The following is an 11809-nucleotide window of genomic DNA, read 5'->3' as shown; positions in this document are numbered from 1 at the left end:
CGATACCGCCGGTGACAATGACGGTGCGGGCAGCGTCAAGCAGGTTTGTTTTGTTGACGGATTCGAGGGTTCCGCGGATGTCGGCGATGACAGTTGGGGTGTCGGTGATGGTGATGGAGTTCGGTCCTTTAGACCGGTAGGTGAAGCGTACTCCGGGTTTAGCTACCCGTTTGGCACGAAGCTCCTTTAAACGCTTGGTGGCGACCTGGCGGATTTTGTGGGCAGGTGTTCCGGCAAGTTTTATGCGTAGGTTCCACGCGTCGAGGTCTTTGTTGACTTTGGCGGTGTAGGACTCAATCAGGGTGAGAGTGGCTAGGCCATGCTTTTGTGCCACCGCGGCGGCACGTGCTTTGCGCTGTTTGCCAGTGAAGCGAGTCTGCCCGAAGTAGATGCGATGAAGGTGCGCGAGTTCTGCGGCATCGGCTGGGTCGGCGCCGAGCGCGCGGAGCTCATCGGGTGAGCTGGATGCTTGTTCCACTAGCGCGATCCCCGAGTTGCGGTAGTGGAAGTAGGTTTCTAATACCCCCATGCGCCAAAGACTAAAACACCTTAAGTAAGCGCGCAACAGTTAGCCGACGCAGGAGCCGGTGGGGGTGGCGTCGGCAAGCATAGTGACGTCACCAATGTGGCCGCGCACCTCGTCCGCGGTAAGTGCATAGCCGGTGTCGGAATCCTCCACGGACGCACCAAAGACCACGCCCAGCACCTGGCCCTCCGGGGTAATCATGGGACCACCGGAATTGCCCTGCCGGATGTTGCCGCGCACGGTGTAGGCGTCGCGCTCCACGCGGCCGGTGGAGTAAATGTCCGGCCCGGCAATAGTGAGGCGATCCCGAATACGCGCGGTCTCCGCGCTGAACGGACCCGACTGGGGGAAGCCCAAGACAATGGCATCATCGCCGGTCACCGCAACATCCTCTGCCCACGGCAGGGGATCCAAACCTAGGCCCGGGCTATGCAGCACAGCAATGTCCACGTCCGAGTTGTAATACACCACGTCCGCTTCCTTCAGCCCCAGCACCGTATCGAGGCGCACCTTATCCGTACCGGCCACAACATGCGCATTCGTGATGACGTAATCCGGCTCCGTTACAAAACCCGAGCCCATAAGGCGCCGCGAGCAAGCCTCAGCGTCACCCAACACGTGGATGACAGAAGGCCGGACGCGCTCCAGCAGCTCCGGGTCCCCAATCTCTATTTCAGGTGCTTCCACCTCAACGTCCGCGCCGGATCGCTCCCACGGCGACACCAAAGGCGGAAGGCCGGAATCGTTGAGCATGGCCGCCAGACCATTCGGCAATGAGGCTAAACGGTCAGGAGCTGCGGCGTTAAGGCCGCTGAGAATTCGCGATTCACGCAGCGCCTGGCCTGGCTGCCCACCCAGGTTGGAGGCCAACGGCAGGGACACCAGCCAAATCACCACAACCGCCGCCACGGACTGGAAGACCGCACCGATGGAAGAATCCACGCGTTGACCCGAGCGCGTGCGCATACGGTCCCGCAACGCCGCGCCTAGCGACGCCCCCACCAACTGCCCCAGCCCCACCAAGAGAATAAGCACGCCGACAGCCAGCAGGAACCGCACTGCTGGCTGGTCCGCCAGCTGCATCGCCGCTGGAGCGGCGACCGTTCCCAGCACCAGACCTGCAATGACACCTACCGCTGCAAGCACTGCGGTCAGCGCACCCTGACGCCAGCCCACGCGCACGGCGAGAAGCACGGCAATCACAATGGCGATGTCAACAGCTAAGGACACAAAGAACACTTTCACTCAAAGGCAGCAGAACTAACCCATCTTCTCATTATTGAGTGAGCGAGTGAGTGATTCACGCAGATCATGGACCTTATTTTTATCCCACTCTACGGACCAGCCTGCATGATCCATCAATCCTGACAGCACCCCCGCAGTAAAGCCCCACACCAGGTAGCCGCGCGACCGGAAAGCAGGGCCTTTCCAGCGGCTGTGCCCCACCATGATGCGGTTTGCCGGGTCTGCCAGCTCCCGGAGCGGGACGGTGAAGACATCATCGGTCTCGGCAGGGCTGGCCGGCCACACAGTGCCGGGAGTATGCCAGTAGGCCAAAACTGGGCTTACGGTGTTACCGGTCGCCCGGATGTCCAGCTTGCCCCACTGTTCCAAAGGTGTGACCGTGGAGCGGTCGAGGCCGGTTTCTTCTTCGGCTTCGCGCAGGGCGGCGTCGACAAGCGAGGCGTCCCCCTCGTCCTTGCGTCCACCAGGGAAAGCAATCTGGCCGGAGTGCGAGCGCAGCGACGGCGAACGGTGCGTGAGCAGCACTTCGCCATCCTCGAAGCTCTGACCTTTGAGCAGCACTAACACCGCCGATTCACGGCGACGTTTCGCCGGCCTCACATGGTGAATGAGGCGCTCTTGCACCGCGCGCGTATCGACGCCCAGTGCCGGACGCAACCATTCAGGGGCACGGGCAGGGTGAAGGCGACTCACTCGAGCACCTCATCGATGGCCTCTTCCAGCTCCTTAGCTGACGTGAATGGTTTGACGAACTTTTCCACGACCTGACCATCGCGCACCACCAGCGTGATGGGGATGACGCCCGGCAGGCTAAGCTCGCCGGAAAAAGTGCCCTTTTCATCCTGGTAGCTGGGGATATCCACGCCTAAATCATCCAGGAGTGCAGCGCCGTTTGCCGCGTTCGGGTCTGCGTGCACGCCGACGACATTCCACGTGGAGTGCGAGCGCGCAATGTCTTGGAAGAAGGGAAGCTCTGTTCGGCACGGCTCGCACCACCAGGCCCACACGGTGACGATTTGGATATTCTTCGCTGCGGCCGTGCTGGCGGCACCCAGGCACGGCAGCTCCACCCCGGCGATGGGGCCTTCCGGGCACTTGGGGCGCGAAGCCACGTCCGCTTCTTGAGATTGCGGCAGGGCAACTTCCGGCTCATCATTCTCAAGGAGGTTGACCACGCCGACCAGCGCGAGTGCCGCCAGGATGCTGATGGCAATGATGCTGACCTTCACGTATCGAGGCCACCCGGAGTATTGGCTCATTGCTCCACCTTAACCCCTCGACGGGCACCACGGGGCAAGGACGCAGGCCCCACACCGCGGCGAACGGGCGGTGCAGACGCGCCGGCCGTGGAGAATGACTTGGTGAGAAAACGCGGTCTGCTCGTCTTCGGGCACGAGCTTGGCGACGTCCCTCTCAATCGCCCGTGGCGTCTTCGCCTTGGTCAGCCCTAGGCGCTGGCTCAGTCGCGTGACGTGCGTATCCACGGTGATACCAGGAAGACCAAAGGCGTTGCCGCGGACGACGAGAGCGGTTTTGCGGCCGACTCCCGGAAGCGATGTGAGTTCATCGATGCCGTGCGGAACCTGGCCATCGAATTCGCCGACAAGTTTCTCCCCGATGCCGATGAGGTGGCCGGCTTTTGCTCGCTGGAAGCCCAGCGGGCGCAGGATGCTCTCCAATTCCGTTCGGTCGGCCGCAGCATAGTCTGGGGCGGTGGGGTAGGTCGCGAAAAGGTGCGGAGTGACCTGGTTGACGCGCTCATCCGTGCATTGTGCTGACAGCACCGTGGCGACGAGAAGCTCGAGCGCGTTGGAAAAATTTAGCTCACAATCAGCGTCCGGGTATTCCGACGCGAGGGCAGCGCGGATGTGGTCGGCGCGCTCAGCGGTAGGGGTGAAGTCGCGGTGATTGTCGAGAGGCATGTGCCTCATTCTACTGGCGGCCGGGTAAGGTGGGACACATGATTTCGCTTGTTCTGCTTGTCCCGCTGGGCCTCGCGCTCTTTGCCATTCTGATGGAAAAGCTTGAGGCAAATGCCTTCGAAAACTAGTTATCTTCTCATACCGTGTGATTATTTCTCAGCCCGCTGGAAAAGGTGACAAATTACACTGTATGATATTGGGCAGTGCCTCTTGACGCACTGCCAGAGCGGCTGCGTCAACAACAAACACAACCTGCTTGCGTGTGCATCAATCTATCCTCTGCGCAGGCTTTAAGGAGTAACAGTGGAAGGCGTACAGGACATCCTCTCTCGCGCTGGAATTTTCCAAGGCGTTGACCCAGTGGCAGTTCAGAATCTGATTGAGCAGATGGAGACTGTCCGCTTCCCGCGCGGCACCACCATCTTCGATGAGGGCGAGCCGGGTGACCGTCTCTACATCATCACCTCGGGCAAGATTAAGCTTGCCCGCCACGCCCCGGACGGTCGTGAGAACCTTCTGACGGTGATGGGCCCGTCCGATATGTTCGGCGAGCTGTCCATCTTCGATCCGGGCCCGCGCACCTCCTCCGCTGTGTGTGTCACCGAGGTCACCGCCGCAACGATGAACTCTGAGATGCTCAAGCAGTGGGTTGGTGACCACCCGGCGATTGCCCAGCAGCTTCTTCGCGTGCTGGCGCGTCGCCTGCGCCGTACCAACGCTAACCTGGCTGACCTCATCTTCACCGACGTGCCTGGCCGCGTAGCAAAGACCCTGCTGCAGCTGGCCAACCGCTTCGGTTCCCAGGAAGGCGGCGCCCTGCGCGTCAACCACGACCTCACCCAGGAAGAGATCGCCCAGCTGGTCGGTGCTTCCCGTGAGACCGTGAACAAGGCCTTGGCTACCTTTGCCCACCGCGGCTGGATTCGCCTCGAGGGCAAGTCGGTCCTCATCGTTGATACCGAGCACCTTGCCCGCCGCGCGCGCTAACATGCGGCGCGCTGGAAGCGCCGCATAAGGAACCATAAGGAACGCTGAGGGCGTTCCACGCGCACCGCTGCATATGAAAAGTCCCCCGAGAATATCGGGGGACTTCGTGGTTTTCGGGTTACTTCTCAGCGTCGAGGTACTTTAACGCGGTCCGCGTGGACTGCTCGGCCGCGTGGCGCAGGACCGGGTCAACGTCGTCATACATCTCATCCACCAACGTCTTGACGTCGACATCCTCACCCAAGCGGGAACGAACTTCCTTGATCTGGTTGAGGCGGTGGTGACGGCGGTCGATGTATTTACGGGCAAACGCCGAGGTGTCCTCCAAGTCCGGACCATGGCCCGGGAACAGCGGAACGTCCTTGCCGCGCTCCTCCAAGAGGTCCAAGGTCTTGAGGTAATCGCCCAAGTCACCATCGGTCTCAGAGAGCAAGACGGTGTGGCGGCCGGCCATAGTGTCACCGGTGAGGATGCCCTCCAGGGTGGAGCTCTTAGCCTCGTCGGACCACACGAAGAAACAGGTGGAATCAGCGGTGTGGCCCGGGGTGTGGACTACCTCAAGCTGGGGGGTGACGCCGTCGATGTCGATCACTTCACCGTCGACAAGCGCGTCGGCCCCATTGCAGTAGTTCGGATCGAAAGCACGGATCGGAGCGCCAGTGAGTTGGCGAAGGCGCTGCGCGCCCGACGCGTGGTCATCGTGACGGTGGGTCAGGAGGATCAGCGCAACCTCACCCGCCTTCGCGGTGACGACGTTGAGGTGGCCCTCATCTTCGGGGCCCGGATCAACAACAATGGCGCGGGAATCCTCCCCCGCACGAACAATCCACGTGTTGGTGCCTTCCAGAGCGGTGTAGCTGGGGTTGTCACACAGCACGACACCGACGGACTGGCTCACGGGACGCAGTTGGCTATATGCAGGATGCTCCATGGTTCTAACCCTATCCGATTACTCAGCGATTTCTACGATGACTTCGATCTCAACGGGAGAATCCTTCGGCAGTACCGCCACTCCCACGGCAGACCGTGCATGCACACCGGCCTCACCAAAAAGCTCCCCCAAGAATTCCGAGGCGCCATCAATAACCGCGGCCTGCTCAGTGAAGGAAGGATCCGAGGCGACGAAGCCGACAACCTTCACCACGCGGGTGATGTTGTCCAAGCCTGCTTCGGCATCAATGGCCGCAAGAGCGTTGAGGGCTGCGGTGCGCGCCAGCTCCTGGGCACGTTCAACGGAAACTTCCGCGCCAACCTTTCCGGTGGCAGGCAGCTCGCCGTCAACGACGGGCAGCTGGCCAGAGGTCCACACCTGGTCGCCCACACGGGTGGCAGGGACATACGACGCGAGCGGAGCGGCAACGGATGGGAGCTCGATGCCGAGCTCCTCCAGACGTGCGCGCGCGGTCATTTAGGATTCCTCCAGCGGGCGCTTGAAGTAAGCAACTACGTTTTCCGGGTTCATACCCGGGGTGATGGTGACGAGCTCCCAGCCGTCTTCACCCCAGGAATCCAGGATTTGCTTGGTTGCGTGAGTAAGAACCGGCGCGGTGGCATATTCCCATTTAGTCATGGGTTCCATGCTACTAAACTCCGGCGCTTAAATCCCGACTAATTCGCCGCCTTCTGCAAGGTAGTGTGCCCAGCTGGTGATGTGCGGATTCTTGCGCAGAAGAGCGCGGCGCTGACGTTCCGTCAGGCCTCCCCACACGCCAAATTCGACGCGATTATCCAGGGCGTCCGCACGGCATTCGTTGAGCACTGGGCAGTGCCGGCAAATAACTGCGGCCTTGCGCTGTTCAGCGCCGCGTACAAACAGGGCATCCGGGTCGCCGTTGCGACACTTGGCTTGGGTAACCCACTCACCACGTTCGGTGGTCGAAGAGGCATTCTTTACCATTGCGGACCGTCCTGCACCTTTTACACTGACTGCCATGGCTAGGTAACTCCTTCCAAGCTCCCATCCCACCTCATAAAAGTGAATAACCCTCAATATGGCGGAATATTATGTACTCACCGTTAGTCTATTCACTAACCGATATGCCTGTCTAATAGGTCACACTTTAGGGGGGTCTCCCGGATCAGCCTCGAAGCACGTAGTGTGTGGAGGGTGACTGTCATCAAATCCCTGGGAAAGCTCGTTCTCTCCACAGTACTGGTGGGCCTCCTCATTGCCCTCGCACTAGCCCCCATCGCGGGTGTGAGCGGTGTGGCCGTAGCCAGGACCAACGAAACGATGCAATCGGATATTCAGGATCTCACCGACGGCGATACCCCGGGCGTGAGCACCATCCTGGACGCTAAAGGCAACACCTTGGCCTATATCTATGAGCAGCGCCGCCATTCGGTGCAACCCGATGAGATTTCGGATGCCATGAAGCAGGCCATGGTGGCCATCGAGGACCGCCGCTTCTACGAGCACGAAGGCGTGGACCTGCAGGGAAACTTCCGAGCACTGTGGACCAACTTGGCAGCAGGTGGCGTTTCCCAGGGCGCGTCCACCATTGACCAGCAGTACGTGAAGAATTACCTCCTGCTCGTCAACGCCACCACCGACGAAGAGCGCCAGGCCGCCACCGAACAATCCATGGCCCGCAAGCTGCGCGAGATGCGCATGGCCACCGATATCGATGCGAAGCTTTCCAAGGACGAGATCCTCACGAACTATCTCAACCTCGTACCCTTTGGCAACCACTCCTTCGGCGTAGAGGCGGCAGCCCGTACCTATTTTGGCACCGATGCCGCGCACCTCACCGTGCCACAGTCCGCCATGCTGGCTGGCATGGTGCAGTCCTCCGAGTACCTCAATCCCTATACCAACGAGGAAGGCGTGCGGGACCGCCGCAACGTCGTCCTGCAGGCCATGGTCAACAACGGCTCCCTCTCCCAAGAGGACGCCGATAGCTTTGCCCAGCAGCCTCTCGGCGTGCTCGATAGTCCCGCCACCTTGCCCAACGGCTGCATCGGCGCCGGCGACCGCGGATTCTTCTGCGATTATGTCTTGAGCTACCTCGCCGATAAAGGCATCGACCGTGAACACCTGGCTCGCGGTGGCCTCACCGTCAAGACCACACTCGACCCCGATGTGCAGGATCAGGCCCTAAACGCGGTGCGCAGTCATACCGCGCCGGATGCGGCGGGCGTCGCGGAAGTGATGAACGTCGTCAAGCCCGGCACTGACTCCCGCAAGGTCCTAGCCATGGTGTCGTCCCGCACCTACGGCCTGGATTTGGAGAACAATGAGACCCTGCTGCCGCAGCCGAACTCACTCGTGGGCAATGGCGCAGGTTCCGTATTCAAGCTCTTTACGGCCGCGGCCGCGCTCGAATCGGGCTACGGCATCAAGGACCGCCTCGCCGTGCCGAAGCGCTACGAAGCAGAAGGCCTTGGTTTCGGCGGCGCGGAGAACTGCCCGCCGAACAAGTACTGCGTGGAGAATGCGGGCAACTATGCCTCCACGATGACGCTGCAGGATACGTTGGCCTACTCCCCCAACACCCCCTTCATCGAGCTCATCGAGCAGCTCGGCGTGGAGCAGGTGGTGGACATGGCCGTGAAACTAGGCCTGCGCTCCTACGAAGACCCAGGCAGCTATGACGGAAACTCCTCCATTGCGGATCACATCAAGGAATCCAACCTGGGTTCCTTCACCTTGGGCCCCACGGCGGTCAATGCGCTGGAACTGTCTAATGTGGGCGCCACGGTGGCGTCGGAAGGCATGTGGTGCGAGCCGAACCCCATCGAGGAAGTTACCGATGCCCACGGTAACGAGGTCTACATCAAGCACACGCCCTGCGAGCGCGCGGTGGGCAAGGAAGTGGCTAAGGCGCTGGAGAACAACATGACGGCCGATACGGAGAAGGGCACGGCGTCGGCATCGGCACGCGCGGCGGGCTTCCGTGGCCAGGCAGCGGCTAAGACGGGTACCACGGAATCCAACCAGTCCTCGGCTTTCCTGGGCTTCAACTCGGCGGTGGCGGCCGCGCCGTACATCTATAACGACGGCACGACAACGACCCCGCTGTGTACCGGCCCGGTGCGTCAATGCGGGAGCGGCAACCTCTTCGGTGGCCTTGAGCCGGCGGCGACGTTCTACACCATGGCAGTGCGCGTGCCGGAGGCAGCACAGGGCACGGTGCCGGACTATGACCGCGCCTATGATTCGGGTACGGTCTCGCCGCTTATCGACGACCTCAAGGGCAAGTCCGAAAGCCAAGCCCGCGCCGCATTGGAGAAGGCCGGCTATACGGTCAAGACCACGGAAGTGGCCGCCCCCGGTGTGGGCTACGGCAAGGTGGTGCGCGTCATCACGGGCGCATCCGGCACCAAGAAAGGTGCGGAGGTAACGCTGCAGCTTTCCGACGGCTCCTCGGCCACCACCTCAGACGATAGTTCCACGTCAGGCACCTACAATTACCAGCCGCCCACCGACAACGGCGGCGGCGGTGGCGATGGCCAGCCACCCGCACAGCCGGAGCCCCTCATCAACCAGGATGATGTGGACCGCTTCACCAACGACGTGCGGGACTTCTTCGGGCTATAGCCCCTTAGTTCAGGGCGGCCTTCACGGCGGTGGACAGGCGCTTGCCGTCTGCGCGGCCAGCGGCCTTCGCGTTGGCGACCTTCATGACGTTGCCCATCTGCTTGATGGTGACTGGCTCGCCGGACTCCTTTTCTACCTCGGCAATTGCGTCGGCGACGAGGGCGTTTAGGGAGTCGTCGTCAAGCTGCTCGGGCTGGTAGGCCTCGAAAAAGGGGACGTCGACAAGCTCGGCCTCCGCCAACTCCGGGCGGCCATTCTCGGCGTATACCTCAGCGGACTCGCGGCGCTTCTTAATCTCGCGCGCGATGACCTTGAGAATGTCCTCATCGGTGATCTCATGGCGGGAACCGGTGGTTTCCTCCGCCTGAATGGCGGACAGGAGGGAACGGATGGCGGACGTGCGGGCCTTGTCCTTGGCCTTCATCGAGGTCTTGAGGTCGGCGCGGATAGTTTCTTTCAACTCACTCATGCCCTTCAATCTACGCTAGCTCGCCCAGGTAGGGTGGGGAGGGTGAAGATTTTTCCCATCCTTGGCGGACTCGCCGCCGCAGGCCTGGGTGTTGCCGCGTGGGCGCACTCGGAGCTCACCAAGTTTGAGCTCAAGGAGTACACGCTACCTCTGCTGGAGCCCGGCACGCTGCGCGAGGAGCCAGAATTCCGCATCCTACACGTCTCCGACCTCCACATGATTCCGGGCCAGCGCGCCAAAATCGAGTGGGTATCGGACCTCGACCGCCTCGACCCACACCTCGTGGTCAATACCGGCGACAATCTCTCCGACAAAGGCGGCGTTCCCGACGTCCTCCGTGCCCTTGGCCCGCTGTTGAGCCGCCCGGGAATGTTTTGTTTCGGCACCAATGACTACTGGGCACCGCGCATCCCGAATCCTTTCAACTACTTGATTGGCAAGAAGAACACGCCGTCCTACGTAAACCTGCCCTGGAAGGGCATGCGTGCTGCCTTCCTTGAGCACGGCTGGCACGACGCCAACCAAGCCCGCGTGGAATTCAAGGTGGGCGACGTCCGCCTCGCTGCCGCTGGTGTGGACGACCCGCATCATGACTTGGATGACTACTCCGAAATCGCCGGCGCCCCGAACGAAGACGCTGACCTCTCCCTAGCGCTGCTCCACTCCCCGGAACCGCGCGTCTTGGAGAAGTTCGCCGCTGACGGCTACCAGCTTTCCCTGTCGGGGCATACGCACGGCGGCCAGTTGTGCCTGCCGTTTAAGGTGTTGGGCTCGCGCTCCATCGTGACTAACTGCGGCATCGACCGCGCCCGCGCGCAGGGTCTACACCAGTTCGGCCCCATGTTCATGCACGTGTCCAACGGGCTAGGCACCTCCAAGTTCGTTCCCTTCCGCGTCTTCTGCCGCCCATCGGCCACGCTGCTGCGCATCACAGAGAAGTCCTCTTCAGCAACCTAAGACCTTTAAGGCCACCTGAGAAAGACCCGCCACGCTGCCGTTTTGTTCTTTCAGGCTGGGGTGCGTTACAGTATTCCGGTACCGCTTAGAGCGAGACACCGGGATATGGCGCAGCTTGGTAGCGCGCTTCGTTCGGGACGAAGAGGTCGCAGGTTCAAATCCTGTTATCCCGACCACTAACCCGCAGGAAACTGCGGGTTTTCGTCGTTTTCATCTTGACCCGCTATCGCGAGCGGATTAAGGGGCCCAAATGGCCGGATATATGCTTGCAACGCGCCTTCTTGACGCAACCGTTCAGAGCCTATAAATCCCCAATTCTAGGGCTTAAGGGACATTTCGTGTGGATAGATCGATGTGGATTCCCGGAACAGCCTGGGATAATGCCGTGATCTTGATTTTGAATCGGTTCCAACAGCCCGATCGATGAAATCAACACCGGATAGTCCTAGGTCTGTGATAGGAGGACTGCTGCTGGTGCGGTAAGGCCAATTCCTATGGCTAATAGGAATCGGCCGTCGTGTGACATGTGCGGCCATGGACTCGTTAAGAACGGCAAAACCGCGGCAGGAACCCAACGCTGGCTATGCCCTAACTGCAACGTTTCATCGATTAATACTCGGGTACACACCAGCGAGATACGCCACTTCAAAATCTTTATTGACTGGATCCTCTCCGGGGAATCCGCAGACCATCTAGCTAAACGCCTTGGGGTAACAAGGCGCACGTTAACCCGGTGGTTCAAGCTTTTGTGGTTTATCACCGTGCCAACCGCTACAGACCCCTATCGTGTTTACGACCAGGTCTTTATCGACGGCACCTACTTTCACAAGAAATGCCTGCTTGTAGCCTGCACCGATACACATGTCATCGCTTGGCATTGGTGCCTGCGTGAAAGCTCATATGAGTACCTGAAACTGCTCGACAAAATCGCGCAACCATTCATCGTCACCACCGACGGGGCAGGCGGAGCGCTCAAAGCACTGCGCACTAAATGGCCCGACGTGAGAATCCAGCGCTGCCTAGTCCACGTCCAACGCAACACTTTCGCCGACATCAGCCGCAACCCGATTCACCCAGCCCATAAAGCAATCCGGAAGCTGGGCTACATGCTTGTTCAGGTACACAGCCTTGAAGATGCTGCACGGTTTACCGCTGCAGTCCAC

The 11809-nt window shown here is 60.7% G+C and carries 13 protein-coding genes, 1 tRNA gene and 1 pseudogene; 5 read left to right on the top strand and 10 right to left on the bottom strand.

Annotated elements, in window-relative coordinates; translation table 11 throughout:
* The 5 genes and pseudogenes from HMPREF2875_RS06790 to nth all read right to left on the bottom strand — a co-directional run.
* Positions 1 to 529: pseudogene (locus HMPREF2875_RS06790) on the bottom strand (HNH endonuclease); the annotation flags it as partial.
* Positions 530 to 568: 39 nt separating this feature from the next.
* Positions 569 to 1756, bottom strand: coding sequence for a MarP family serine protease (locus HMPREF2875_RS06785; RefSeq protein ID WP_070671499.1), 1188 nt, complete (start codon positions 1754 to 1756; stop codon positions 569 to 571).
* A gap of 30 nt (positions 1757 to 1786) precedes the next feature.
* Positions 1787 to 2464 (bottom strand): NUDIX hydrolase, encoded by a 678-nt coding sequence (locus HMPREF2875_RS06780; protein WP_070671494.1) that lies wholly within the window; start codon positions 2462 to 2464, stop codon positions 1787 to 1789.
* Entirely contained in the window at positions 2461 to 3030 is a 570-nt protein-coding gene (locus tag HMPREF2875_RS06775) for a TlpA family protein disulfide reductase (RefSeq protein ID WP_070671492.1), read from the bottom strand. Before HMPREF2875_RS06775 ends, HMPREF2875_RS06780 begins: the two co-directional genes overlap by 4 nt.
* A gap of 9 nt (positions 3031 to 3039) precedes the next feature.
* On the bottom strand, positions 3040 to 3693 hold the full coding sequence (nth, locus tag HMPREF2875_RS06770; RefSeq protein ID WP_070671490.1) for an endonuclease III: 654 nt from the start codon (positions 3691 to 3693) through the stop codon (positions 3040 to 3042).
* 303 nt (positions 3694 to 3996) lie between these two features.
* On the opposite strand from nth, the gene glxR reads away from it, so the two are divergent.
* Positions 3997 to 4680 carry a CRP-like cAMP-activated global transcriptional regulator GlxR gene (gene glxR, locus HMPREF2875_RS06765; protein WP_070671488.1) on the top strand — a complete coding sequence of 228 codons (684 nt, stop codon included), beginning with the start codon at positions 3997 to 3999 and terminating at the stop codon, positions 4678 to 4680.
* Between the two features lie 118 nt (positions 4681 to 4798).
* Here the strand turns inward: glxR and HMPREF2875_RS06760 are convergent, their stop codons facing one another.
* From HMPREF2875_RS06760 to HMPREF2875_RS06750, 4 genes are read right to left on the bottom strand one after another with little or no spacing between them, the layout of a single operon-like run.
* Positions 4799 to 5611, bottom strand: a complete 813-nt coding sequence (locus tag HMPREF2875_RS06760; protein ID WP_070671486.1) for an MBL fold metallo-hydrolase — start codon at positions 5609 to 5611, stop codon at positions 4799 to 4801.
* Between the two features lie 18 nt (positions 5612 to 5629).
* Positions 5630 to 6088 carry a RidA family protein gene (locus tag HMPREF2875_RS06755; RefSeq protein WP_070671485.1) on the bottom strand — a complete coding sequence of 153 codons (459 nt, stop codon included), beginning with the start codon at positions 6086 to 6088 and terminating at the stop codon, positions 5630 to 5632.
* The gene (locus HMPREF2875_RS13495) at positions 6089 to 6250 is read right to left on the bottom strand and encodes a Sp36 family protein (RefSeq protein ID WP_010189965.1); all 162 of its coding nucleotides are present in this window, start codon (positions 6248 to 6250) and stop codon (positions 6089 to 6091) included.
* Positions 6251 to 6277: 27 nt separating this feature from the next.
* Positions 6278 to 6613 carry a WhiB family transcriptional regulator gene (locus HMPREF2875_RS06750; RefSeq protein WP_210388167.1) on the bottom strand — a complete coding sequence of 112 codons (336 nt, stop codon included), beginning with the start codon at positions 6611 to 6613 and terminating at the stop codon, positions 6278 to 6280.
* A gap of 174 nt (positions 6614 to 6787) precedes the next feature.
* Here HMPREF2875_RS06750 and HMPREF2875_RS06745 point away from each other — a divergent pair, with 174 nt between their 5' ends.
* Positions 6788 to 9220 carry a transglycosylase domain-containing protein gene (locus HMPREF2875_RS06745; RefSeq protein WP_070671482.1) on the top strand — a complete coding sequence of 811 codons (2433 nt, stop codon included), beginning with the start codon at positions 6788 to 6790 and terminating at the stop codon, positions 9218 to 9220.
* A gap of 4 nt (positions 9221 to 9224) precedes the next feature.
* Here HMPREF2875_RS06745 and HMPREF2875_RS06740 read toward each other — a convergent pair whose 3' ends face one another.
* Positions 9225 to 9689 (bottom strand): GatB/YqeY domain-containing protein, encoded by a 465-nt coding sequence (locus tag HMPREF2875_RS06740; protein WP_070671480.1) that lies wholly within the window; start codon positions 9687 to 9689, stop codon positions 9225 to 9227.
* 42 nt (positions 9690 to 9731) lie between these two features.
* Here HMPREF2875_RS06740 and HMPREF2875_RS06735 point away from each other — a divergent pair, with 42 nt between their 5' ends.
* The 3 genes from HMPREF2875_RS06735 to HMPREF2875_RS13965 form a co-directional block, all read left to right on the top strand.
* On the top strand, positions 9732 to 10646 hold the full coding sequence (locus HMPREF2875_RS06735; protein WP_070671478.1) for a metallophosphoesterase: 915 nt from the start codon (positions 9732 to 9734) through the stop codon (positions 10644 to 10646).
* Between the two features lie 99 nt (positions 10647 to 10745).
* Positions 10746 to 10822, top strand: a tRNA-Pro gene (locus HMPREF2875_RS06730).
* Between the two features lie 318 nt (positions 10823 to 11140).
* On the top strand, positions 11141 to 11809 hold a 669-nt coding region (locus tag HMPREF2875_RS13965), incomplete at its 3' end, for a transposase-like zinc-binding domain-containing protein (RefSeq protein WP_246817053.1).

Origin of the sequence: Corynebacterium sp. HMSC078H07 (genome assembly GCF_001812805.1) — a bacterium.
Taxonomy (GTDB): domain Bacteria; phylum Actinomycetota; class Actinomycetes; order Mycobacteriales; family Mycobacteriaceae; genus Corynebacterium.
The sequence above is the reverse complement of the archived record's forward strand: the minus strand, read 5'-3'. Positions and strand labels throughout refer to the sequence as shown.

Excerpts from the sequence above, each read along its gene's own strand:
- nth (WP_070671490.1), bottom strand. The coding sequence starts at position 3,693 with ATGCCTCTCGACAATCACCGCGACTTCACCCCTACCGCTGAGCGCGCC.
- HMPREF2875_RS06755 (WP_070671485.1), bottom strand. The coding sequence starts at position 6,088 with ATGACCGCGCGCGCACGTCTGGAGGAGCTCGGCATCGAGCTCCCATCC.
- HMPREF2875_RS06740 (WP_070671480.1), bottom strand. The coding sequence starts at position 9,689 with ATGAGTGAGTTGAAAGAAACTATCCGCGCCGACCTCAAGACCTCGATG.
- HMPREF2875_RS06760 (WP_070671486.1), bottom strand. The coding sequence starts at position 5,611 with ATGGAGCATCCTGCATATAGCCAACTGCGTCCCGTGAGCCAGTCCGTC.
- HMPREF2875_RS06775 (WP_070671492.1), bottom strand. The coding sequence starts at position 3,030 with ATGAGCCAATACTCCGGGTGGCCTCGATACGTGAAGGTCAGCATCATT.
- HMPREF2875_RS13495 (WP_010189965.1), bottom strand. The coding sequence starts at position 6,250 with ATGACTAAATGGGAATATGCCACCGCGCCGGTTCTTACTCACGCAACC.
- HMPREF2875_RS06750 (WP_210388167.1), bottom strand. The coding sequence starts at position 6,613 with ATGGCAGTCAGTGTAAAAGGTGCAGGACGGTCCGCAATGGTAAAGAAT.